Raw genomic sequence first — 23,044 nt, 5'->3', positions numbered from 1 at the left:
GCGGTGCGTTAGCCCGCGTACCTCACCCGGAGCCACCGCCATGTTGCGCCGCATCGCCACCGCCACCCTTTGTCTGGCACTCGCCGCCTGTTCCTCCGCGCAGGCCCGCCCCCTGGTCGATATCGGCGTGGTCGATCGCGATCGCGGCGACTGGCTGGGCGAGATCCACCACCGCGGTCAGGACTGGATCGAGGGCGAGCCCGGGCATCGCTATTCGGTGCGCCTGACCAATACCACCGGCGGTCGTGTGCTGGTGGTGCTGTCGGTCGACGGCATCAACGCCGTGACCGGGCAGACCGCAAACCCGTCGCAGGCCGGCTACGTCCTGGAGCCGTGGGAAAGCGCCGAGATCAACGGCTGGCGCAAGTCACTCGACGACGTCGCCCAGTTCGTTTTCACCGATCTCCCGGACAGTTATGCGGCGCGCACCGGACGTCCGGACAACGTGGGCGTGATCGGTATTGCCGTATTTGAGGAGGCGCGCGTGATGTACGAATCGGCACCGATCTGGCGTCGCAGTCCGCCGGTCGCCAGCGACAGCGCATCGCCGGCGAAGGCGCGATCGATGCAGGGCGCGGCGGCCCCCGCGGCGGAGGCGCGCAGCTCGGAACGCGACGAAGCCGAAGCGCAGACCCTGGGCACCGGACACGGCCAGCGTGAATGGGCGCCGGCTTCACGCACCGGCTTCGTGCGCGCAACGCGCTCACCGACTCAGGTCACGCAGCTGCGCTACGACGATCACTACACGTTGGTGGCGCGCGGCGTGCTGCCGCGTCAGCCGGAGTGGCGTCGGTACGCCGAAGAACCGCGCGCATTCCCGGATGGATTCGTCGCCGATCCACAGTGGTAGGCGCGCGCCCAGAAAACAGCATCGGATATACAACGGGCCGGAAAACCGGCCCGTTGTCCTTGCTGATGTCAACGCGACACGAGCCGCAAGGCTCGGCTCAATGCAGCGTCTTGGTGAAATCCTCGATTTCGCGATTGGCGCGAGCGCGGTCCCAGCCGTAGCGTTCCTGCAGCTTGCCGGCGAGATATTCGGTATTGCCCTCGCGCACATCCAGCACGTCGTCGGTCAGTTCGCCCCAGCGTGACTGGATCTGCCCCTTCAGCTGCGTCCATTTTCCCTGGATGATGTCTTTATTCATTCCTGCGCTCCTGAAGTTCCGCACCGGACATTCGATGCCGTGCGAGGATGCAGGCAGTAATGTTGTGCGCGCATCACGATGGCGTTAGCAGCCTTTGTTACATGAATGAACAGGCGGAAGAATGCAAAAGGCCGGGAATTCCCGGCCTTTGCATGCATCGGATTCAAGCGATCAGCAATGCGAGTCTTTGCAGTCCTCGGCCTTGTCTTCGACCTTTTCACCAACCTTCTGCACGTCCTTACCGGCGCCCGCCATGGTGTTGCACGCAGTCACGAAGCCGGACGAGATGGTGATCAGCAGCAGCAGGAAAATCACACGCTTCATATTGCTCTCCTTCGGGATGTCGGATGACCCTTCTTCGGGAGCCGACTTTTGCCGCCTCCGCCTCCGCATCTAACGCGTACGGGCATGAACCCGTTGTGCAGACGGCCCCCCGCGCCACGACACATTCAGCTTCCAGTTTCCCTTCCGCCGGAAAGCACAAGGGCCGGATTGCTCCGGCCCTTGTCACTTGAATCTTGAACGCCAGACTCAGTTGCTGGCTTTGTCTTCGACCTTCTCACCCAGCTTCTTCACATCCTTGCCCAGGCCTTCCATCGTGTTGCAGGCGGACAGGGTCGCGATCGAGAAAATGGCCAGCAGGGCCACGGCAGCGAGACGCTTCATTCGAAATCTCCAGAGCTATGCGAAGGGGGATGCGGTGGGGCTCACCGCGCCGGCGCATGGTGTGACGGTCGCGTGAGCCGTGCAAGGGCCCCGGTCACGTGTTCGCGGTCGCGTTCAGCGATCAGTCGCGCATCAGGGTCGACTTGCCGAACAGGCTCTCCACCAGATCCACCGCCAGCTTCGCGGTGCGGTTGCGCTTGTCGATGATCGGATTCAGCTCGACTATGTCGAGCGAGCCCATGCGGCCGCTGTCGGCGATCATCTCCATCACCAGCTGCGCCTCGCGGTAGTTCGGGCCGCCGGGCACGGTAGTGCCGACGCCTGGCGCGATACTCGGATCGAGGAAGTCGACGTCGAAACTCACATGCAGGTGGGTGTTGTCGTCGACGCCTTCCAGCGCCTCCTCCATCGCCCGCTTCATGCCCACTTCGTCGATGTAGCGCATGTCGTAGACATCGAGGCCGTATTCCTGGACAAGGCGCTTCTCGCCTTCGTCGACCGAACGGATGCCGATCTGGCGGATCACGTCGGGCGAGACCGCCGGCGCGTCGCCACCCAGGTGCGTGAGCTCGCGTGGACCGAGACCGCACAGACAGGCCACCGGCATGCCGTGCACGTTGCCCGAAGGCGTCACCTTGCTGGTATTGAAGTCAGCGTGGGCATCGAGCCAAAGCACGCGCAATTGCTTGCCGGTTTCGCGGCAGTGACGTGCGACCGCCGTGATCGAACCCAAGCCAAGGCAGTGGTCGCCGCCAAGCAGGATCGGCATACGGCCTTCGCGCAGTTCCGCTGCGACCGACTCCATGACGATGCGGTTCCATTCGACGACTTCGGGCAGATGGCGATAGCCCTCGACCGGCTTCTGCCACGGATTGCGCGGTCCATCGAGGTTGCCGCGATCGATCACGTCGACGCCCCGCTTCGCCAGCGCCTCGCCCAGACCTGCGATGCGCAGTGCTTCCGGCCCAAGCCGCGCGCCGCGATGACCGGCGCCAACGTCGGTAGGTGCGCCGATCAGGGAAACGGAAGGATAGCTGCGGCTCATGCACCGGGTCCGTGTGGTGCCGGCTGTCAGAATCGAACTGACGACCTACCGCTTACAAGGCGGTTGCTCTACCAACTGAGCTAAGCCGGCGTGGGAGTTGCGGCCACGAACGTCGCTCGGGCCGAGCGGAGCATTCTAGCCTGTCGCGGCATCGCTCCGGTCAGCGCGCGGCGCAATCGGCCTTGCGGTACTGCCCCGCGGCGATGGCGGCCTGTGCACGGCGCGGATCGAAGGCCGCATCCGCGACGACATCCAGCCACAGCGAGTTAGTGGCCTTGCCGGCCTCGCCCACGGCTTCGGCCTGGGCAGCGAAGCCGGCGGCGTTGAGCGCATCGGCATGCTTGTTCGCCGCGTCCTCGCTGCTGAAGCGCCCGAGGGCGATCGAATTCGCCTCCGCGCCTTCGCGAACCACCAGGAAATCGCTGAAACCGGCGGCGCCGATGCGCTGGGCCGTCGTCTGCGCCTGCTCGAGCGACGGCAGCGGTGGCAGATAGACACGCCAGCCGCGCGCGGCCGCAGGCGCGGGCTGCTCGCGCTCGCTCAACTTCTGTACCTGCGGTCGAAGCTTGGCCGCCGCCTTGGTTCCTGCATCCTTGGAAGCGAACGGCCCGAAACTGAAGCACTGCGGTGCCGCCGGCGCCACGACGTCAGCTACGGAGGAGGTTGCGCTCGCATCCGCAGCGGTGCTCGGTGCGACTTGCTCGACCGCGGTCGGCGCAGGTCCCGGAGCGCCTTCCTGCACGAGCAGCAGACGGGCCACGCCGGGCGGCACCTGCGGCATTGCTTTGGCGGGCGGCGGGTCGTGCGCGATCCACCACGCGGCAACGCCGAGGTTGAGCACCGACAACAGGACGATGAGCGCGCGTGCGAGCATCCCCGGATTCTAGGGGAAGCGCCTTAGCCCGTGGCGTCGACCGCTGCCCAGATCGCCAAACCCTCCAGTACGAGGTTGGGGACGCGGGTGGCATCGGGCTGCAGAGCGATGAGTTCGTCTGCCCCTCCGCCATGCACGAGCAGGCGTGCGGGCTCACCCAGCATGCGCTGCGCCGCGCTGCGGCTGGATTCGATCAGCGCCAGCGCGGCGCCTTCGCATCCGGACGCCAACGCATCCTCGGTGTCGCGCGCGAACTCCGTGAAATCGCCACCCTGTACCGGCAGATGCGGCGCGCGCTCGTGCAGAACCTCCCGCATCAAGGTGGGCGATGGCGCGATGCGGCCGCCCAGATGCTGGCCCTGCGCGTCGAGCAGGTCGACGGTCAGCGCGGTGCCGACACCGCACAGTAGTGCCGGCCCTTCGCTTCGCGCATGCACGGCGAGCATCGCGAGGAAGCGGTCGACACCCAACTTATGCGGTTGCGCATAAGCGATATGGAAGTCGCGGAACACCTTCTGCGTGCGCGCCAGCGAGATGCGGCGAGCACGCATGGTGAGTGCCTGCAGCAGTCCCACGCGGAGGTCTTCGTTGGCGACGCTGGCCACATAGGCCACATCGATGCGCGGTGGCAGTGCTTGTGCGAGCACGGCCGCCAGATCTGCCTCGCGGTGCGGCAGCGCGATGACCTCACCGACGCGGCCATCGACCAGAGGTGCACACTTTAGCCGGGTGTTGCCGAGGTCGAAGAGCCACGCAGTCATGCGGTCGTCGCCTTGCGCACGCTGACTTCGCCCGCATGCACGCGGTGTTCGCGACCGTCGTCATCGAGGCGCAATCGCAAAGCACCGTCTTCGGCGACACCCATGGCCGTTCCCGACTGCGGCACGCCGGCGGAATGCAGCGTCACCGGCTCGCCAGCGAGCGCATCCAGCTCCGCATAGCGAGGCAGGAACGGCGCCAGGCCTTCGGCATCGAATTGGTCGAGCGCCGGCAGCAACCGCCCCAGTACCTTCGCAGTGATCACGTTGCGATCGGGAAGCGCCGATCCGGATTCCTCTGCCAATCCGGCGAGGTCGCACCAGGGTTGATCGATCTCGCGCGCCGCGGGCTCGGGCATGCGCACATTGAGGCCCAGGCCGATGATCGCGCGTGCGGGTCCGGCATGTTCGCCGCTGCCCTCGATCAACAGCCCGCCGAGCTTGCGCAGGCCCTGCGGGTCGATGACCACGATGTCGTTCGGCCATTTCAGGCGCACCGTGCTGAAGCCCAGGCCCTGAAGCCCCTCGGCGACCGCCACGCCCGCCACCAGGCTCAGGCCTCCCAGCCGCGCCAGCCCGCCGCCGAAGCCGCGCGCCAGCGACAGATAGAGATGCGCGGCCAGCGGCGAGGCCCAAACGCGGCCACGACGGCCGCGGCCACCGGTCTGGCGTTCCGCCAGCAACACCTGAGCGCCGGCTTCGGGGCCTCGGCGACGCAGCAGTTCACTGTTGGTGGAATCGATGCTCCAGGCCACCTCCAGGCCAGCGAGCCCGGATTGGGCATCTGCCGGGAGTGCCGCAAGGATCGCCGCCGGGTCCAACAGGTCCAGCGGCTGGGTCAAGGCGTAACCACGCCCGGCCTGGGCAGCAATGCCAACCCCGGCCTGGCGCAGGGCTTCGATCCGCTTCCAGACTGCCGCCCGGGTCTGTCCGGCGGCCTTGGCCAGGGCATCCCCGCTGGCGGGGCCGCGGATCAGATGTAGCAGCAGGTCACGATCGTCCATGAACGAATTATGCGGGGCGCGACTGGTGTTGCGGCGCACCACAAGCCGCCCGACGAATGCAATCCCGTTGCTCGAAGGAGTGCGATATAGTCCGGCGGTTCCCGACTTCCGGGAGAGGACTTTCCCATGCGCCGCATTGTCGTCTGCCTGCTGATCGCACTGGCCAGCACCGGCGCAGCCGCGCGCGAAACCCGACTCAGCGACGCCGAAGGCGGCAGCTGCCGCGGCGCCCAGACGTCGATAGCCCGCACGGCCGAACGCGACACCCCCGCCTTGCCGGCACCGGCGAAGAAGACCAAGTCCCTGCCCAGCACCAACGGCGGTGGCGGCGACGACGTTCGCCTCCCCTCGCCACGTTGGCACCGCTTCCTGCCGGGCATGTTCCGCTAAGCCGACCCAACGCTTCCGCTTGTTTGGCTGGCTGCGCCTCGGACGATCTCCGCAGGCCATCGATCCCGATCTCTGGCGCGATATCCGCGCTGCATTGCCATGGGCGACCGCGCTGGACGAGGCACGCGCAACACGCCTGTCGCAGCTGGTCGCGCGCTTCCTGCACGAAAAGACCATCACGCCGATCGGCGATCTGACCCTGGACGAACGCGACCGCGGCCTGCTCGCCGCAGCGTGCTGCCTGCCGTTGCTGAAATTCGGTGAAGCCGGCCTGCGTGGCTGGTCGCAGCTGATCGTGTATCCCGAAGCCTTCCGCGTGAATCGCACGCATGTCGATGCCGCAGGCGTGCTGCACGAATGGGAAGACGAACTCATCGGCGAGTCATGGGAGATTGGGCCGTTGATCCTGTCGTGGGCCGACGTGCTGGCCGACTGCGAAGATCCGCGTGCCGGCTTCTGCGTGGCGGTGCACGAGATGGCGCACAAGATCGACGTGCTCGACGGCGAGCTCGATGGAACGCCACCCCTGCCCGGCCCATGGCAGCGCGGCTGGGCGCGCGATTTCCAGGCTGCATACGACGCGCTCGCCGCGGAAATCGATGCAGGTCGCGAGACCGCGATCGATGGTTATGCGGCCGAGGCACCGGAGGAATTTTTCGCCGTGGTCAGCGAGTACCACTTCAGCGATCCGCAATTGCTGCGCGCGGAAATGCCCAAGGTGGCAGCGCATCTGGAGCGCTTCTACGGTCCCTCGCCATTTGCATTGCACGTGTAGCGCCGAGCCTGCTCGGCGGCCCGGACAGCAATAGGCCGAACCGGCTCGGTGCTGCCGCTTGGCGGGGCCGCTACAACCCCGGCGGCAATTTGACCTCGAATCGCGCGCCGCTGAGTTCCCGCGACGCGATCACTTCGAGCGTGCCGCGATACCCGCGCACCAGGTCCTGCACGATCGCCAGGCCGATGCCATGCCCCTGCACCCGCTCGTCGCCGCGCACACCACGCTGCAGGATCAGCGCGACCTTTTCCTGCGGAATGCCCGGGCCGTCGTCATCCACCGCGATCAGTAGGCCGGGGCGCCGATTGGGCGCGCGTTCGCCAAACTGCACGGTCAACAGCACGCGCGAACGCGCCCACTTGAACGCGTTCTCCAACAGGTTGCCCAGCAACTCCTGCAGATCGCCAGGCTCGCCGTGGAATTGCACGCCTGGTGCGATATCGAATTCGCACAGCACGCCCTTGCTCGAATACACCTTTTCCAGGCCGGTCACGATCTGCTCGGCATGCGGCTCGATGGCGACCGGCGCGGCGAACAAGTGATGCCCTGAGCGCGCCGCACGCGCCAGCTGGTACGACACCAGATCGTTCATGCGCCGCAGCTGCACCGCTACTTCTTCGCGCAATTCGTCCTCGGGTCCCGGATGATCCAGCCGCGCGCGCAGCACCGCGAGCGGCGTCTTCAGGCTGTGGGCGAGATCGGCGAGTGTGTTGCGCTGGCGATCGAGGTTCTCGCGTTCGCTCTCGATGAAAGCATTGATGCTTTCGGTCAGGGGTTCCAGCTCGCGCGGGTGGCGCTCGCTCATGCGCGAAGCCAATCCGCGCTGCACGCGCTTGAGCTCATGGATGACGTTGCGCAGCGGACGCAGGCTCCAGCGCAGCACCACTGTCTGCAGCAGCACGAGGATCAGGCCCGCGCCGCCGAGGTAGCGCCACAGCGCCGCGCGGAATACCGCGACCTGCTGGGCGAGCGCGGTCGTGTCTTCCAGAATGTAGATCGTGTACGGGAACTCCGCCTTGGCATCGCCTTCCGCGCTCCAGATGAAGCCGCGGCCGTAGCGGTACACCTCACCCGCCGAACCCTTGATCTGGGTAATTGGCAGCGGGCCTTCGAAGCGCTCTTCATTCGAATCGAGCATCTTCGAGCTCGGCAGCATCGGCCCCTGCGCCGAATGCGAATCCCAATGCGCATTGGGCAACACCACTTCCGCGTACAAGCCACTGCCCGGACGCTCGAAGCGCGGGTCGATCGGGTCGTAAGGAGGGATGAACTCGCCGTTGCGCGCGAATTCGCCCTTGTCGGCATAGGCCAGCGCGTAGTTTTCCAGGCGCTGGTGCAGGTTGTCCTTGGCAGTCTGCTGGAACGCACGGTCGAGCGCATAACCGGCCAGCGCGAGGAATCCGACCAGACCCAGGCTGGCCGCCAGCAACTGGCGGATCTGCAGTGAGCGTGGCTGGCGCCAGCTCATGGCACGGCCTCGTGATGGGTGCGGGAAACGCTGGCGGACACGGGATTCATGTGCCGCCAGCGTACAAAGAGCGGGCGCTGCGCGCGATCAGCCGACGCTCGAAATCCGACGCAGTGGTCAATCCGCTACCTCAGCCGTCGTTACGAGCGCGCGTCGTCAGTCGCCGCTTCGCGCGATGGCGAAGCGGTAGCCGCGACCGCGCACGGTCTCGATCGGCTTGAGCGCACCCTCCGGATCCAGCTTCTTGCGCAGACGGCCGATGAAGACTTCCAGCACGTTGGAGTCGCGGTCGAAGTCCTGCTGGTAGATGTGCTCGGTGAGATCGGCCTTCGAGACCAACTCGCCGGCATGCATCATCAGGTACTCGAGCACCTTGTACTCGTAGCTGGTCAGGTCGACGTTGGCGCCGCTGACGCTGACAGTCTGCGCGGCCAGATCGAGAGTGACCGGACCGCACTCCAGCGACGGCTTGCTCCAGCCGGCGGCGCGGCGGACCAAGGCATTGATACGGGCGAGCAACTCTTCGACGTGGAAAGGCTTGACCAGATAGTCGTCGGCGCCCTGCTTCAGGCCCTCGACCTTGTCCTGCCAGCTGGAACGCGCAGTCAGGATCAGCACCGGGAATTTCTTGCCTTCCTCGCGCAGGGCCTTGATCAGGTCCATGCCGGACATCTTGGGCAGGCCGAGGTCGATAATGCCGAGGTCGAAGGGAACCTCGCGGCCCATGTACAGGCCTTCCTCGCCGTCCTGGGCGGCGTCGACGGCAAACCCTTCCCGCTTGAGGCGGGCGGCCAGGGTTTCGCGGAGGGGAGCTTCGTCCTCGACCAGGAGAATGCGCATGGGGAGACTCCTTGAGCAGTACGGCCGTCGTGGCCAGGTGCATTCAGGTTAGTCGTTCAGGTTGTCGCCGGCGCGTGTAGGCAGACGGGCGACCCTGCCTTCGTTCAGCTTCATGAATTCGTCCCAACGGGGCTGATCGGCTCCGAGGAACTACCGGTCTCAGTCGTCGTCGCCCTGCTGACGCGGCGGCTGGTTCTGACCCTGCGGGTCATCCATATAGACGCGGACCCGACCGCTGGAGTCGATGACCTTTACCCGATTGACGTTGCGGCCGTCGAAGGGGACCCGCTCCGCACTCAGGACCTGGCCACCAGTACGCCGCTCGACCCGGCGGACTGCGTCCGACAGGGCGCGATGGTCCTCCCCCCGGTTGTGGCGATCATCCGCGCGGCTGGCGCGGTCGGCGGCATCGCGACCGGCACCGCCCCGATCGAGCAGCCCGCCCAGGCTCTGCGCGGCAACCTGCCCGGCCGGCACCGCGAGGGCGACAGCAAGGATCAGGGACGCGAAGCGGGAAACGGACAGGGACATGGGGGCTATAGGCAACAGCGCGGCGAAGGTGGAACGACGAGTGTGCATTCTTGGAACGAGGCAGTGAATCCGGTCTGAACTTTTCCTTCACAGCGAGGCCGCGGTTCAGCCCTCGCCGTGCTGCGATTCAAGTAGGACCACAGAGGTTGCTGTATCAGAAGATCTCGCCGACGCAACACCGCAGCGAGCCGCCGCCGGCCTCGATGGCATCGAGCTCGACCGTCATCACTTCGAAGCCGGCACCACGCAGCTGGTCGCGGTGCCCGGCCGAAAGCGCGCGCCCCGCGTGTGCACTCATCCACACCTTGTCCGGCGACAGCGCGATCGCGTTGCCCACGAAAGCCGCATGTTCCGCCGGCGAGCACAGGATCGCGTGGGGCGCGTAAAGCCCGGCGATCGCGTCGACCACGGCCGCGTCGGCAAACCCTCTCGGACAAATGATCGCGGCACGCCCTGCCAGTACGGCGAGCACGACATTGGTGTGGTATTCGCCCGCGGCCAGGTCGAACAACAGCGTCGCACGCAGTCCGAAGGCCTCGTGCATCAACCGCGCGCCCTCCTCGTCGCAGCGCTCCGACAGGCCGCAGAACCCCAGCCCGCGCGCACGATCGATGACCAATGCGCCAGTGAGTTCGCACGGGTGTTCCTGCGTCGACAGGTCGATCTCGGCATAGTCCAGCACACCAGCGAAGAAGCCCCGGATGTCGTCGCGCTCGGCCTCTCGCTGGCGCACCTCATGACGCATGCGACCCACGACATAGCGCCCGGCCGTGGTACCGAACACGTTGTTGGGGAACAAAGCGTCGGGCGTGCGCGGGTTGCCGGCGAAACAGACCGTAGGCAGTTCGGCGGAAAAAGCGCAGTGCAGCTCGCGGTGCTGTCGGGAAGCGCGTGTGGCGTCGAACGCCTCGGCCTGCGCCATGTAGCGGTTGTCCTGCGCGGACTGCTCGGCCAGCGTGAATCCATCGGGAGCGACCAAAAAAGCCGCACGCGCCGTGGCTGGACCGAAATCGGTTGCGCTGCCGCGGGCAAAGGCGAGGAAGGCGCGCGTATCGCGGGTGATCATGCGGGTCCCTGCTTGAAGGCGGCTGTCAGGCGGCAGCAGCGGTGCGGTAATCGGTCAGCGACAGCGCATGCTCGACCAGCGACCAATCGGCACCCGGCTTGTGCGCGCCCTCGCTCAACACCTGGCGGAAGGCGCGACCACCGCGTTCGCCCGCGAACAGGCCGAGCAGATGCCGGGTGATGTGCTTCAGATAGACGCCCTGCGCGAGCTGCGCCTCGACGTAGGGCCGGTAGGCTCGCAGCAGTTCACCGCGCGTGCGCAGCTCGCCGCCGAACCAGGCGACATCGATACGATGCAGCAGATACGGATCGTGGTAGGCAGCGCGACCGAGCATCGCGCCATCGGTGTGATCCAGGTGCTGGGTAGCCTCTTCCATCGTCGCGATGCCGCCGTTGACCACGATCTGCAGCTGCGGGCGATCGCTCTTCAAGCGGTACGCCCAGTCGTAGCGTAGCGGCGGCACTTCGCGATTCTCCTTCGGCGACAGTCCCTGCAGCCAGGCATTGCGCGCGTGAATCACGAACATGCGGCAACCGGCCGCAGCGACCGTGTCGATGAAATGAGCGAAGCGATCCCAGTCGTGGTCGTCGTCTACGCCAAGTCGACACTTCACCGTCACCGGCACGTCACACGCCGCGATCATCGCCGCGACGCTTTCCGCAACCACGCCGGGTTCGCGCATCAGGCAGGCGCCGAAGCGCCCGGCCCGCACGCGATCCGAGGGGCAGCCGCAATTGAGGTTGATCTCGTCGAAACCATGATCCGTGCCAATTCGCGCGGCCTGCGCCAAGAGCTCCGGCTCGCTGCCACCTAGCTGCAGGGCAACCGGATGTTCGTCGGAATCCATCGCCAGCAATTTCCCGCGGTCGCCATGGATCACGGCGTTCGCATGCACCATTTCGGTGTACAGCCGCGCATGCGGTGCCAGCACGCGGTGAAAGGTACGGCAGTGCGAGTCGGTCCAATCCATCATCGGAGCGACGGAAAGCCGGAGTTGCGGCGGCGGAATGGCGGGAGTCGTGATCATTGGGCGCCAATTGTAAAGGGGACGCGCACGGAGTTCGCCCGTGTCCGTCTTGGCCCCTGCGGTGCGTTAACCCAACTGGGGGAATGAACTCACGGTTGGGGGCAAATCCGTAGCGCCGAGGCACGAACAAGATGAGCGATTCACCCCCTGCCCCTGCACGCCGTGGCTTCACCATCGCATTGGCATTGTTCCTGGCGGCACTCACGGCCGCGGCGATGGTGTATGTGGCGAGCGGAGTCGCTCCCTCTGACGATCGCCAGGCGATAGCGGTAGCCGCCGCCCGTGGAGATCCGGCGATCCTCGCGGCCGTCCAGACCCGGGCCAACGAAAATCGCGTCATGTACGGCGATGCCGATGCGCTGGCATCGTTTGCTACTGTGCGCACCAGCGGTGCCCTGACCGCCTTGCCGGCGCAAGGGGATCCGGCCAAGGGAACGTTCTCGCCGGTCGCCAATTGGCCCTTGGTCGGCATCCATGCGGTGCTCACCCCCGATGGTCGAGTGCTGAGCTACGGCACTTCGGCCACTGGCTTTCGAACGGGATATTTCATTTACGACGTATGGGACCCGCAGCTCGGCCTGGGCAGCAGTTCGCACACGACCTTGCCCAACAGCACGCAGGTCGACATCTTCTGTAACGCCCAGCTGCTGTTGCCCAGCGGCAACATCGAGATGTGGGGCGGCGACGTGGTGAACCTGGACACCGGGAAGGCCACGCTGCAGCCCAACGACGATTCCACGCTGTTCAATCCTCTCGACAACAGTCTGGCGCGCACCGCGAAGATGTTCCGCAAGCGCTGGTACGCCACTGCGACCACCCTGCCCAACGGCGAGGTCTACATCCAGGGCGGCACCGGTGGCGAGGATTTTCCCGAAGTCCGCACCAGCACCGGCAACTTCCGCCTGCTGAGCGGCGCACCTACGACCTACCTGGGTGGCCTGTATCCGCGCAACTTCGTCGCACCTGACGGGAATATCTTCGGCACGCGCTACGAAGAGATGTATCGCGTTGACGCAACTGGAACCGGCCACATCACCAAGGCCGGCCGCTTCCTCAGCGGCAACATGGGCGCGAGCTCGACGGCAGTGATGTTCCGCCCCGGCAAGATCCTGCAGACGGGTGGCGGCTACGACATCGACTTCGCCAGCCCCAACGCGCATGTGATCGACATCAATTCGGCGACACCGGTCGTCCAGCAAGTGGCTTCGCCGCTGTATCGCCGCCACTGGGGCACCAGCACGGTGCTGCCGGACGGTCGCGTGTTCCTTTCCGGCGGCAGCGTGGCCGACAACGATCCGGTCAACGGTGTCGACTACATCGGCGAGATCTACGACCCGGTGAGCAATACCTGGTCGGAAGCCGCTACCGCGCAGCGGATGCGGCTGTATCACTCGTCCGCGCTGCTGTTGCCCGATGCCACCGTTCTGACGCTCGGCGGCGGCGCGAATGGACCGCAACTCAACCTCAATGCGGAAGTCTATTACCCGCCCTACTTGTTCAACGGCGATGGCACGCCGGCGCCGCGACCCATCATCTCCACGGCTCCGATGACCACCGCTCCGTCGCAGACGATCGCGATCGGAACACCGGTTCCCTCCGCGATTACGCGCGTGACGCTGGTAAAGACCGGTTCGGTCACGCATTCGTTCGACATGGACCAGCGCTTCCTCGAGCTGCCATTCGTGGTCAGTGGTAACGGGCTGCAGGCGAGCCTGCCGGCAAATCAATTCCTGACGCCGCCGGGCTACTACATGCTGTTCGTGATTGACGACCAGGGCGTGCCGTCCGAAGCGGCGATGCTCCGCATCAACACCATCAATCCTGCACGCCTGACCGTCAACAAGGTGGTCGTGAACAACGACGGTGGCAGCCGGGTTGCCGCCAATTTCAGCTTCTCCCTCAACGGCGGCGCCCCCATTCAATTCGAAGCGGACGGCAGCAACGTCATCAACCTTGCTGCGGGCACCTACACCGTTACCGAGCCCAACCCCAGCGACTACGCCGCCAGCTATGCGAATTGCAGCAACATCGTGCTGACGGCCGGAAGTACCGCGACCTGCACCATCACCAACAACGACATTCCAGGGTTCTTCGTTACCACCGGCAGCAGCAAGTCCAGCTATCTGCCAGGCGAAACCGTGACATTGACTGCGCACGTGCTGTTGATGGGAGCTCCAGTGAGCGGCGCCCAGGTGAATTTCGATGCGCTCAAGCCGAACGGGATCAACCATGTCCGTCTTGCCGCGACCACCGACAGCAATGGCAACGCCAGCGCCTCGTTCGTATCCGGAACGGGACCGAGTTCGATCGGCACCTACCAGCTGACGACGACGGCAACCAGCGGAACGCGTTCGGCCCAGGCGTTCGGTTCTTTCGCCGTCCAAAATGCCTTGCCGGCGACGCTTACAGTGCGCAAGGTGATGGTGAACGAAAACGGCGGCACCAAGGAACCGTCGGACTTCACCTTCTCCATCAACGGCGGCGCGCCGATGCAGTTCGAGGCAGACGGCAGCAACGTGCTCAACCTGGCGGCCGGTACGTACACGGTGACCGAAACGCCGGTCTCGGATTACACACCCAGCTTGGCCAACTGTACCGGCATCGTGCTGGCGGCTGGCGACAGCGCGACCTGCACGATCACGAATCACGACACACCTTCGTTCATCGTTACCACTGGCACCAGCAAGGCCACCTACACCGCAGGCGAGACGGTGACGCTGATGGCGCGTGTGCTCAACGGCGGCGTACCGATAAGTGGCGCATTGGTGAACTTCGACGCGCTCAAACCCAACGGCGTCAACCACGTGCGGCTCACCGCAACCAGCAACAGCAATGGCGATGCCAGCGCTTCGTTCATCTCAGGCAGCGGGCCCAGTTCGATCGGGACCTACCAGCTGACGACCACCGCAACCCGCAGCGGATCCACGGCGACGGCGTACGCAAGCTTCGTCGTGCAGAGCAGCGCGCCACAGCCGGCCACCCTGATCGTCAACAAGGTCGTGGTGAACGATGATGGCGGCAGCAAGATCGCATCGGACTTCAGCTTTTCGGTCAACGGTGCAGCGCCGGTCGCATTCGAGGCCGACGGCAGCAATGCACTCAGCGTTGCGGCCGGCACCTACACTGTCACCGAGCCCACGGTGGCCGGCTACAGCGCCAGCCTGTCCAATTGCACCAACGTCGTCCTGGCATCGGGCGCGACGGCAACCTGCACGATCACCAACAACGACACCGCAGGGCTCGCGGCCACTACGGGATCGGACAAGTCCGTATACACGCGCGGCGAAACGGTGACACTGACTGCGCACGTGGTCCGGGGTGGCGCCCCGGTATCGGGCGCGCAGGTCAGCTTCGACGCGCTCAAGCCCAACGGCGTCAATCACGTGCGACTTACCGCGACGACCGATACCAACGGCGACGCGGCGGCATCCTTCGTATCCGGCACCGGGTCGAGTTCGATCGGCACGTACCAGCTGACGACCACGGTCACCAGCGCCGGCGCCACTGCCGTGGCCACCGGGTCGTTCGTGGTCCAGTAGTCGAGGGCGATCCGCTATGTGGAAGACAGGTGCGCGATCGCCGCCGTGGCGGCCTGGCGGTCGTTGTCATCGAAGGGCGTGATTAGCATGCCAACCATGGTGCCGTCGTCGAGGCAACGCGCGTTGACGTCGACACCATCGGGATGACTGCGCGGTATGTAGAAGCTCTTGATGCCGCAGTGGCGGCAGAACAGATGACGCGCCGCCCCGGTATTGAACAGATATTCGCCGAGATCATCCGCCCCCGATATCAGGCGGAACCGCGCCGCCGGGACGATCAAGTGCAGGAAGCCGGTCATGCGGCAGATCGAGCAATTGCAGTCGAGGACTTCGATCTGCGCCGGGGCATCGACTTCAAAACGTACGCGGCGGCAATGACAGCCGCCGCGATGCGTCACGAGAGGTACAGGCGTGTTCATGCTCGTAGTCTAAGACTCAGCCCTTGCCTTTGCCCTTCTTGCCCCCTTGGCCCTTGCCTTGCGAAGCGCCTGACCCGTGTTCGTCCGACTTGCCCTTGCCGGATGCCGGGCCATGCTCGGTCTTGGATGATTTGCCGGAACCATGGCTATCAGAAGCCGCGGCCTTGCCCTTGGAATTGCTGTGCGCAGCGGTGTCATGACCCTTGCCACGATTGGGAAAGTCGCGGTGCAGATCGTCGTCGAGATCGATCGGACGCGCCCAGCGGTCGTAGGTCGGCACGAAGCCCTTCTTCAAGCGGTGGAATTCGGGTGATCCAGGTTTGATGCCCAGGCGCTGCGCAATGACACCCCAACCCTGGCCGGGCGCAGCGTCGTAGTAGTCGACGACGTAACGGCAAGGCCGCCCTAATGCCGACGCCAATGCACAGGCGAAGTAGACATCGCCCGGCGCCCAATGCCGGCTCCGCAGCAGATCCACGACCAGTGGGCGCGGAACATCGTGATAGCGCACCATTTCGTCGATGAAAGGCTCGGGATAGCGGGCACCGTAGCGATTCATATCGCCGAGCCAGGTATCCACCCAGACATCACCGCTGCGCGGATTCCAGCCAACGGTGAGGTCCTGTGCACCAACGGAGCCCGCGGCAAATACACCGGCCGCAAGCATCAACGCGAAGGCGCCGCGCTTCAATGTCGAAAGCGACTCATGCATGCCAGTACTCCTGTACTTCGCGGCGGGAGCCGCGGTTCGACGGCGCGGTCATGTTCAGTGGCGGGATATGAATTCGTTGTGAGTTCCAGCGGCACCCGTGGATCAGGGTTCGATCACGAACTTGCCAAAGGCGATTCCCAGGTCCCAACCCTCGCCCTTGCCCGCCAACGCAAGCGACACGCTGCCCTTGGTCATGGCCATCGCCTTTCCCGACTTCGATGCACCGGCATGCGCCTCGCCGCTGGCATACGTCCCGAGTACGTCGTTGATGTTGTAGACGCCGGAGAACTCGCCGTGGCCATTCTCGATCTTCGATTTGCCGACCGTGAGGCCACCGCCCTTGGCACGGATGTGCACCGGCATGCTCTGGCCGTCGTCGCAACTGACCTGACCATCACCGCCCGCCGTCTTGTAGAAAATTGACCAACCCGAAAGGTTGAAGGTCAGCTTGCAAGTGATCGGACCACCGGCCAACGCAGGGGTGGATGCGCTGACCAGAAAGCCGGCACAGAGCAGCATTGCCAGACGAGACTTCATTGCACGACTCCAAAGCTTGAGTGCGGCAAGGCTAACACTGTGTACTGCGGGCGACATCAGTGACGCGAGTACAAAAAAGAGCGGCACCTTGCGGCGCCGCCCTTGCTCTACAGTACTTTAGCGGAGGTCAATCGTCGTCGCGGTCGCGCCAACGACGGCCATCCCAGTAGCGGTCACGATCGCGGTAGTTGTCGCGGTCGTAGCTGTAGTAGCGGTTGTCGTAACGGTTATCGTCCCGACGGTCGTAACGCGGATCGTAGTAGCGCGTTACGCAGCGACCCCTATGGTCGCAGCTCATCCGGCGTTCTTGCGAATGCTTCTTCCAGTAGCCGTTCGCATTGCCGTACGGCGGACCGTAGCGATAGTCGCGAGGCTGGTAGCGGTAATAGACCGGACGGCCGTAACGATCACGTTGCACGATCAGCCTATCGTTGTAGCCGTAATCGCCATACCGGTAGTACGGATAGCCGCCGCGGAAGATCACGTCGGCGACGTCGACAATCACGCGAACCAGGTCATCGTTGCTTTGAGCTTGGACCGGCGTCGGCGCGGCCAGCGTTGCCAGGCCGAGGCCGGCGGCCAGCGCGGTCGAAGCAAGCCAGCGGGTCACAGTGGCCATAGCCTTCTCCTCTCTTTTACCCACCACCATTGGCGGGCATGCGAGGGAAGATGCGACTGGCTCGGTGAACGGGCTTGTAATTTTTACGTGAACGCCAGCGTCGCTCAGGCACCAGTTAATCGCGCAGATCCAACGCAGCGGTCAGACCACCACGGGCATTGTCAGCGACCGCACCGCTGCCGGTAGCTCCGAAGGGGTCGCAACACGACGCAGACGCGGCGCGTTGTCGTCGACCTGAGCCTCGGTCTCGTGGGCCCAGGTCACGTGGTACGGCATGTAGATGCCCGAGCCGCCCAGTTCGAGCACCGGCGCGATGTCGGAGCGCAGCGAATTTCCGATCATCGCGAAGCGTGACGCCGGCAGGTCGAACTCGGACAGCACCCGCGCATAAGTCGACGTATCTTTTTCGCTGACGATCTCGATGCGATGGAACAGGTCGGCCAGACCGGACTGCTTCACCTTGCTTTCCTGGTGGAACAGGTCGCCCTTGGTGATCAGCACGATCTCGTGATCCGCGGCGATGGCTTCCACTGCCTCGCGAATGCCTGGCAGCAACTCGACCGGATGCTGCAACAGCTCCTTGCCCAGCGCGACGATGCGGTGCAGGTCGGATGCGCTGATGCGCGCCTCGGTGATCTCCACCGCGGCTTCCACCATGGACAAGGTCATGCTCTTCACGCCGTAACCGAACAGCGCGAGATTGCGCATCTCCACCGCATACAACCGCTCGTGGGTACGCGCGTCGTGCAGATCCACGTAGGACTGCAGAATGCGCTCGAAGTCGGCCTGCGCGGCGTGATAGTAGTCTTCGCTGCGCCAGAGCGTGTCATCGCCGTCGAAGCCGACCAGGCGAATGGAAGTGTCGTCATTGGAAGTCATGTGCGCAGTATGCCAGCCGCGCCGGCCGCGCCGTTCTCCAGCAAAAGGCATGGCCGCCGGAGCGCAGACTTCGCAAAGCAGCGGGACGCGGAGGAATCCGCGCCCCGCTGTACCGGCAAGGTCAGGTCGCCGGCAAACCGGAACTCCGGCCAGAGGTCTCCGGCAGGACTGGGATTTGGTGCGGATGCCCTACTTCTTGCCGCCCTGCGTCTTGACGTAGGCCTTGTACTCGATGGCGGTCAGGGAGCCGTCGGCATTGCTGTCGGCCTTGTCGAATACCTGACCGAGCGACGGAACGGCGGCGGCTTCGGCCTTGCTGAGGTTGCCGTCCTTGTCGAGGTCGACGTCGGCCCAGCTCTTCTTCGCAACGCTGGCCGGAGTCGCGGCTGCAGCGTCATTGGACGTGGTCGGCTGTGCAGCGGCGGTGGCCTGCGCGGATGCGTCGGTCGACGTAGTCGCCTGCGCCGAAGCGCCGGCGGGATCGGACTGTTGGGCGAATGCCAGCGGGGCAGACAGGGAGGCAACGACAGCGAAGGCACCGAGCAGGGACTTGCGGGTGAAGTTCATCAGCTTTTCTCTCCTTAAGGATCGTGCGTGGCGAATAACGAATCGGGGGAAATGCCCGCACGGGCTGAACCTTGCCCGCTTCAAAATGAATGAAATGCCTCTTCGCATGCGCTATCTCCACGCGGTGTTAACCACATGCGGAGCGATTGCGTTTAGCGCTATCGATGCAACCCCGTTGAAGCGTGATCCACGTCGACAAACGCGCTATCGCCACAGCTGAACAGAACACAACATTTACGAATGCGCGCTCGCAGTGCCGAAGTGAATGCGACGGTCTCTGCGATCACGCATCACTGTCGCGGGTGGCGTTCACCAATAATTCGCCGCCGGCACCAAAGGCAACGGAGACCTCAATGGGTCGACAGCACACCGGGCAGTCCTCGACGTAGCGCTGCAGGTCATTCGTCTCGTCGATCATCAATTCGACGCGTTCGCCGCAATACGGGCAGGGCACGGCAATGGTGGGCAGCATGGAGCGGTCTCCGGAGCTGACTGTCGACCAAGCGTAGCTCCCGGCACCAGGACTGAGTCGTCACGCGCCACTAACCTTTTCGGCGCAAAGCTGCCAGCGCGCTGGGAGCCGCGCGGCGCACTGCCCCTTGTCCGATCGCGGCGACGACGAGGAGTACCTGATGAAGACCCGACGCGTTTTCAGTACTCCGGACCTGGTCACCGCTCGCGCCGCCATACAGGCCGCACGGGAGGCCGGCATCCACGATGAGGACATCTCCCTGGTGGCCCGACCGGATATCGAAGTCGGACACATCCCCAATCGGCGCAAGGAGGCCGACAGTGACTTCGTGCCGGCGGCCTTCCGCGGCGCCCTGTTCGGCGGGCTCGCTGGCCTCATCGCAGGCGCGATTGCCGTGCTTATATTTCCCTCGATCGGGATGAGCTGGGCCGGCGCAGGCCTGGTGACGCTGGCTTGCATGCTGGTCGGCGTATTTGCGTCCGCACTGGTCGGTTCGTCGCTGCCTGATCCGGTGCGCCAGAAATTCGATGGCGAAATTAAGGCAGGCAAGATTCTCGTGCTGGTCGACGGAGCCGTTGACCTGTTGCCCGCCGTGGAGAGTGCGGTGACCCGGACCGGCGCGCTGTCCCTGCCGTTCGAATCGCCGACGGCGCTGATCCGCTGATCGCGACGGTAGCGGCCGGACAAACAAGGGCGCCCTGAGGCGCCCTTGCTACTACTGCTTTTCGTCGGCGAGCTATTTGCGATTGGCCTTCCAGGCCGGGCACTCGGCGCTCGACAAGAGGCCATCGCTAATGCTGTCGAACCGCGCTGCGTGGCGCTTCTTTTCAAGGCGCCGTTCGGCCGTTCGTGGCCACGTTCCCCGAAACGAGCGCACTGCGATAGCTGGCACGCAGCGCTTCGACCTTGGCGATATAGGCCTGGGTCTCGCGATAGGGCGGCACGCCGCCAAAACGCGCCACTGCGCCGATGCCGGCGTTGTACGCCGCAGTAGCCAGGGTGAAGTCGCCCCGATAGCGACGCAGCAGCACCTGCAGATGACGCGCGCCCGCGTCGATCGACTGCCCAGCAGAGAATGCATCCGTCACGCCATAGGAGCGCGCCGTTTCCGGCATCAGCTGCATCACGCCCTGCGCGCCCTTGGGCGAAACTGCTTTGGCGTCGAAGCCGCTTTCGGCGTGTGCGATCGCACGCAGCCAGGCGTCATCGACGTTGTGCTTCTTGGCCGCACGACGGAACTGCGCCGCGTAACGGTCGAGCCGCGGTTTGCCCACGCGCCCCATGCCGATATGCGCGGGCTCCCTCGCGGGCGTATTCACCGTGAACGACAGGATCGGTATCGAGCCCGGCAAATTGCGCGTGCTGTATACCGTGCGCCCGTCCTGCTGGCGCTGGTAAAGCGTGCCATTGACCCGACCAAGCGCGCCCCAGAGGTTGGGCACCCTGACGGCATCGTCTTGGATGTATTGCGCCAGGCATCGCGAGCCCGGCTCGGGTGCGGTGGCGAGACTGATGATGCCGTCGCGCATGCAGCGATAGACCGTGCGCGCTTCCGCAGCGGTGGCGCCGCACAGCAGCGCCAGGGTGAGCACCACCCGTGGGAAGGCGCAACCGGCGGAGGCATGGCGTCTGGCCATGGACGCAGAGTCTATGAATCCTGCGTTATCACCATGTGCGGATGGCTTACCAACCACCGACGCAGAGGCGCTACACCCTCAGGATTGCGCCTCGCGGCCCGGCGCCACCGTTGGATCGGTGGCTGACGCGCAGATCAGGCCCGCGCCATCAAGGCTTCGATCTCGTCCGCACTACGCGCCAGATTGTGAGTCAGCACTTCGTGGCCGTCTTTCGTCACCAGCACATCGTCTTCGATGCGGATGCCGATGCCGCGCCACTTCGCGTCGATGCTGGTGTCGTCCGTCGCGATATAGAGACCGGGTTCGATGGTGAACACCATGCCCGGTTCGAGCAGACGCGATTCGCCGTCGAAGCGGTATTCGCCCACGTCATGGACGTCCAGGCCCAGCCAATGACCGGTCTTGTGACGATAGAAACGACGGTAGCTGCCGTCGGCGATGTTCTTTTCCAGCTTGCCCTTGAGCAGCCCTAGTCGCAGCAGGCCCTCGGTGAGCGTGGCCACGGCGGCGTTGTGGCCGGCTTCGTAGGGAATACCCGGCCGCGCCTGCACGCGTGCAGCCAACTGCGCTGCATCGACCAGGTCGTGCAGCGCGCGTTGCTCCTTGCTGAAGCGACCACTGACCGGAAACGTGCGCGTGATGTCGGCGGCATAGCCACGGTATTCGGCACCGGCATCGACGAGCACGAGTTCGCCATCGCGCACCGAGGCGTTATTGGCGCGGTAATGCAATACGCAGGCGTTGCTGCCAGCGCCCACGATGCTGCCGTACGCAGGTTCCGCGTCGTGTTGGCGGAAGACACGCTCGATTTCCGCCTGCAGCTCGTATTCGCGCATGCCGACGCGCACGCCGCACATCGCGGCTTCGTGCGCGAGCACGCTGATGTCGGCGGCGCGCTGCATCAACTTGAGTTCGTCGCGATCCTTGAACAGTCGCATCTCGTCGAGCAGATGCCCGAGCTCGAGGAATTCGTGCGGCGGTTGCGCGCCTTGGCGTACCAGCGCGCGCACGCGATTGAGCCAGCCGATCAGCTTGAGATCGAATTCCTGGTCGCGACCGAAGTGGTAGTAGACGCGGGTACGGCCTTCGAGCAGGCCGGGCAAGATGTCGTCGAGGTCGCCGATCGGATACGCATCGTCGAAACCGAAGGCTTCCACTGCCCCTTCCGGTCCATGACGCGGTCCATCCCAGGCTTCGCGCTCCGCATCGCGCTCGCGGCAGAACAGCAGGGTCTCGCCGTGCTTGCGGCCCGGCACCAGCACCAGCACGGCGTCGGGCTCGGCGAAGCCAGTGAGGTACCAGAAATCGGAATCCTGGCGATACGGATAGTGAGTGTCGCGGCTGCGCACCACTTCCTTCGCCGCGGGCAGGATCAGGATGGCTTCATCGCCGGCCATGCGCATCAGCTGCTTGCGCCGGCGGGCGTAGGTGCGGGAAGGAATGATCAGGGGCTTGTGGTCGATCCGCACGGCTGCAGAGTCAGTTGAATCGCTGCCGATGCTGCGCCGCCATCACGCAGTCGCCGTGCAGCAACAGCGAGGCGACACGAACGAATTCTTCCAGTTCGACCAGCGCTTCTTCGTCCTCTTCGTCGCCGTCGTCCTGTGGCTGCGCGGCGGCAAGCTTGGCCAGGTCGGCCAGCGCCTCACGACTGTCTTCGGAAAGCGATTCCGCCTTGCCTGCGGCCAGGCCGAATCCGCCGAGGAATCCGCGGCACCAGTCGAACAGTGCGCCGCTGCGTTCCGACAGCGAGGCGTCGGCATCGGGAAGCAGCAATTCGAATTCGAAGCTGCGATCGGCGAGCTGCGCGGCACTGGCCAGGCGCATGTCGTCCAATGCGCTGCCCTCGGCGACCTCGGGCAAGCTTGCATCCGCGAGCACTTTCGCGAGCCAGCCGCGCTCTGAGGCGCCGCCGCCGGCTAGCCAGCCGCAGAGGCTGCCATGCAGCTCGGGCGCGGCAACGGACAGGGAGAGGTTCCGGATTTCGGCATCCAGAAGGCTGAGCGGGGGCAGGTCGGGGGTGGACACGTAGTTAAGTGACATCGGGTGCGAACGGGGGACGGCAGCAGTT

The 23,044-nt window shown here is 65.0% G+C and carries 27 protein-coding genes and 1 tRNA gene; 5 read left to right on the top strand and 23 right to left on the bottom strand.

Annotated elements, in window-relative coordinates; translation table 11 throughout:
* The first annotated feature begins 43 nt into the window (after positions 1 to 43).
* Positions 44 to 850 carry a hypothetical protein gene (locus ACYVGK_RS04220; RefSeq protein ID WP_460732443.1) on the top strand — a complete coding sequence of 269 codons (807 nt, stop codon included), beginning with the start codon at positions 44 to 46 and terminating at the stop codon, positions 848 to 850.
* A 97-nt stretch (positions 851 to 947) separates the two neighbouring features.
* Here ACYVGK_RS04220 and ACYVGK_RS04215 read toward each other — a convergent pair whose 3' ends face one another.
* The 8 genes from ACYVGK_RS04215 to birA form a co-directional block, all read right to left on the bottom strand.
* Positions 948 to 1,148 carry a CsbD family protein gene (locus ACYVGK_RS04215; RefSeq protein WP_460731980.1) on the bottom strand — a complete coding sequence of 67 codons (201 nt, stop codon included), beginning with the start codon at positions 1,146 to 1,148 and terminating at the stop codon, positions 948 to 950.
* Positions 1,149 to 1,319: 171 nt separating this feature from the next.
* On the bottom strand, positions 1,320 to 1,472 hold the full coding sequence (locus ACYVGK_RS04210) for an entericidin A/B family lipoprotein (RefSeq protein ID WP_460731979.1): 153 nt from the start codon (positions 1,470 to 1,472) through the stop codon (positions 1,320 to 1,322).
* A 207-nt stretch (positions 1,473 to 1,679) separates the two neighbouring features.
* The gene (locus tag ACYVGK_RS04205; protein WP_460731978.1) at positions 1,680 to 1,814 is read right to left on the bottom strand and encodes an entericidin A/B family lipoprotein; all 135 of its coding nucleotides are present in this window, start codon (positions 1,812 to 1,814) and stop codon (positions 1,680 to 1,682) included.
* Positions 1,815 to 1,935: 121 nt separating this feature from the next.
* Entirely contained in the window at positions 1,936 to 2,859 is a 924-nt protein-coding gene (gene rocF, locus ACYVGK_RS04200) for an arginase (RefSeq protein WP_460731977.1), read from the bottom strand.
* 14 nt (positions 2,860 to 2,873) lie between these two features.
* Positions 2,874 to 2,949, bottom strand: a tRNA-Thr gene (locus ACYVGK_RS04195).
* Between the two features lie 70 nt (positions 2,950 to 3,019).
* Positions 3,020 to 3,733: an SPOR domain-containing protein gene (locus tag ACYVGK_RS04190; RefSeq protein ID WP_460731976.1), complete on the bottom strand. Its 714-nt coding sequence runs from the start codon at positions 3,731 to 3,733 to the stop codon at positions 3,020 to 3,022.
* Between the two features lie 23 nt (positions 3,734 to 3,756).
* A complete protein-coding gene (locus ACYVGK_RS04185) occupies positions 3,757 to 4,494 on the bottom strand; it encodes a type III pantothenate kinase (protein ID WP_460731975.1) in 738 nt (245 codons plus the stop codon).
* The gene (gene birA / locus ACYVGK_RS04180; protein WP_460731974.1) at positions 4,491 to 5,495 is read right to left on the bottom strand and encodes a bifunctional biotin--[acetyl-CoA-carboxylase] ligase/biotin operon repressor BirA; all 1,005 of its coding nucleotides are present in this window, start codon (positions 5,493 to 5,495) and stop codon (positions 4,491 to 4,493) included. Before birA ends, ACYVGK_RS04185 begins: the two co-directional genes overlap by 4 nt.
* Before the next feature lie 126 nt (positions 5,496 to 5,621).
* On the opposite strand from birA, the gene ACYVGK_RS04175 reads away from it, so the two are divergent.
* Both ACYVGK_RS04175 and ACYVGK_RS04170 read left to right on the top strand, forming a co-directional pair.
* Positions 5,622 to 5,885 carry a hypothetical protein gene (locus ACYVGK_RS04175; protein ID WP_460731973.1) on the top strand — a complete coding sequence of 88 codons (264 nt, stop codon included), beginning with the start codon at positions 5,622 to 5,624 and terminating at the stop codon, positions 5,883 to 5,885.
* Positions 5,886 to 5,904: 19 nt separating this feature from the next.
* Positions 5,905 to 6,660 (top strand): M90 family metallopeptidase, encoded by a 756-nt coding sequence (locus ACYVGK_RS04170; protein WP_460731972.1) that lies wholly within the window; start codon positions 5,905 to 5,907, stop codon positions 6,658 to 6,660.
* Between the two features lie 70 nt (positions 6,661 to 6,730).
* On the opposite strand, the gene ACYVGK_RS04165 is transcribed toward ACYVGK_RS04170, so the two are convergent.
* From ACYVGK_RS04165 to dusA, 5 genes are all read right to left on the bottom strand, one after another.
* Complete coding sequence (locus ACYVGK_RS04165; protein ID WP_460731971.1) at positions 6,731 to 8,128, bottom strand: ATP-binding protein; 1,398 nt, start codon at positions 8,126 to 8,128, stop codon at positions 6,731 to 6,733.
* A gap of 156 nt (positions 8,129 to 8,284) precedes the next feature.
* Positions 8,285 to 8,968, bottom strand: a complete 684-nt coding sequence (locus ACYVGK_RS04160) for a response regulator transcription factor (RefSeq protein ID WP_460731970.1) — start codon at positions 8,966 to 8,968, stop codon at positions 8,285 to 8,287.
* Between the two features lie 159 nt (positions 8,969 to 9,127).
* Positions 9,128 to 9,499 carry a PepSY domain-containing protein gene (locus ACYVGK_RS04155; RefSeq protein ID WP_460731969.1) on the bottom strand — a complete coding sequence of 124 codons (372 nt, stop codon included), beginning with the start codon at positions 9,497 to 9,499 and terminating at the stop codon, positions 9,128 to 9,130.
* Positions 9,500 to 9,653: 154 nt separating this feature from the next.
* Positions 9,654 to 10,565: an arginine deiminase-related protein gene (locus ACYVGK_RS04150; RefSeq protein WP_460731968.1), complete on the bottom strand. Its 912-nt coding sequence runs from the start codon at positions 10,563 to 10,565 to the stop codon at positions 9,654 to 9,656.
* Between the two features lie 25 nt (positions 10,566 to 10,590).
* Positions 10,591 to 11,592 carry a tRNA dihydrouridine(20/20a) synthase DusA gene (gene dusA, locus ACYVGK_RS04145; RefSeq protein ID WP_460731967.1) on the bottom strand — a complete coding sequence of 334 codons (1,002 nt, stop codon included), beginning with the start codon at positions 11,590 to 11,592 and terminating at the stop codon, positions 10,591 to 10,593.
* Between the two features lie 131 nt (positions 11,593 to 11,723).
* Between dusA and ACYVGK_RS04140 the strand changes: the two genes are divergently transcribed.
* Positions 11,724 to 15,131 (top strand): galactose oxidase-like domain-containing protein, encoded by a 3,408-nt coding sequence (locus tag ACYVGK_RS04140; protein ID WP_460731966.1) that lies wholly within the window; start codon positions 11,724 to 11,726, stop codon positions 15,129 to 15,131.
* Between the two features lie 14 nt (positions 15,132 to 15,145).
* Here ACYVGK_RS04140 and ACYVGK_RS04135 read toward each other — a convergent pair whose 3' ends face one another.
* The 7 genes from ACYVGK_RS04135 to ACYVGK_RS04105 form a co-directional block, all read right to left on the bottom strand.
* The gene (locus ACYVGK_RS04135) at positions 15,146 to 15,550 is read right to left on the bottom strand and encodes a GFA family protein (protein WP_460731965.1); all 405 of its coding nucleotides are present in this window, start codon (positions 15,548 to 15,550) and stop codon (positions 15,146 to 15,148) included.
* Positions 15,551 to 15,566: 16 nt separating this feature from the next.
* Complete coding sequence (locus ACYVGK_RS04130; protein WP_460731964.1) at positions 15,567 to 16,262, bottom strand: hypothetical protein; 696 nt, start codon at positions 16,260 to 16,262, stop codon at positions 15,567 to 15,569.
* Positions 16,263 to 16,364: 102 nt separating this feature from the next.
* A complete protein-coding gene (locus ACYVGK_RS04125) occupies positions 16,365 to 16,781 on the bottom strand; it encodes a hypothetical protein (RefSeq protein ID WP_460732442.1) in 417 nt (138 codons plus the stop codon).
* 145 nt (positions 16,782 to 16,926) lie between these two features.
* Entirely contained in the window at positions 16,927 to 17,418 is a 492-nt protein-coding gene (locus ACYVGK_RS04120) for a hypothetical protein (protein ID WP_460731963.1), read from the bottom strand.
* 141 nt (positions 17,419 to 17,559) lie between these two features.
* Positions 17,560 to 18,297, bottom strand: coding sequence for an HAD family hydrolase (locus ACYVGK_RS04115; RefSeq protein WP_460731962.1), 738 nt, complete (start codon positions 18,295 to 18,297; stop codon positions 17,560 to 17,562).
* Positions 18,298 to 18,486: 189 nt separating this feature from the next.
* The gene (locus tag ACYVGK_RS04110; RefSeq protein ID WP_460731961.1) at positions 18,487 to 18,864 is read right to left on the bottom strand and encodes an EF-hand domain-containing protein; all 378 of its coding nucleotides are present in this window, start codon (positions 18,862 to 18,864) and stop codon (positions 18,487 to 18,489) included.
* Between the two features lie 283 nt (positions 18,865 to 19,147).
* Positions 19,148 to 19,336, bottom strand: coding sequence for a CPXCG motif-containing cysteine-rich protein (locus tag ACYVGK_RS04105; protein WP_460731960.1), 189 nt, complete (start codon positions 19,334 to 19,336; stop codon positions 19,148 to 19,150).
* 160 nt (positions 19,337 to 19,496) lie between these two features.
* On the opposite strand from ACYVGK_RS04105, the gene ACYVGK_RS04100 reads away from it, so the two are divergent.
* Positions 19,497 to 20,000: a hypothetical protein gene (locus tag ACYVGK_RS04100; RefSeq protein ID WP_460731959.1), complete on the top strand. Its 504-nt coding sequence runs from the start codon at positions 19,497 to 19,499 to the stop codon at positions 19,998 to 20,000.
* 163 nt (positions 20,001 to 20,163) lie between these two features.
* Here the strand turns inward: ACYVGK_RS04100 and ACYVGK_RS04095 are convergent, their stop codons facing one another.
* From ACYVGK_RS04095 to ACYVGK_RS04085, 3 genes are all read right to left on the bottom strand, one after another.
* The gene (locus ACYVGK_RS04095) at positions 20,164 to 20,973 is read right to left on the bottom strand and encodes a lytic transglycosylase domain-containing protein (protein WP_460731958.1); all 810 of its coding nucleotides are present in this window, start codon (positions 20,971 to 20,973) and stop codon (positions 20,164 to 20,166) included.
* Positions 20,974 to 21,107: 134 nt separating this feature from the next.
* Positions 21,108 to 22,436 carry an aminopeptidase P N-terminal domain-containing protein gene (locus ACYVGK_RS04090; RefSeq protein WP_460732441.1) on the bottom strand — a complete coding sequence of 443 codons (1,329 nt, stop codon included), beginning with the start codon at positions 22,434 to 22,436 and terminating at the stop codon, positions 21,108 to 21,110.
* Between the two features lie 16 nt (positions 22,437 to 22,452).
* A complete protein-coding gene (locus ACYVGK_RS04085) occupies positions 22,453 to 23,016 on the bottom strand; it encodes a UPF0149 family protein (protein ID WP_460731957.1) in 564 nt (187 codons plus the stop codon).
* Between the last annotated feature and the right edge of the window lie 28 nt (positions 23,017 to 23,044).

The organism is Lysobacter tyrosinilyticus (genome assembly GCF_054779815.1).
The sequence above is the reverse complement of the archived record's forward strand: the minus strand, read 5'-3'. Positions and strand labels throughout refer to the sequence as shown.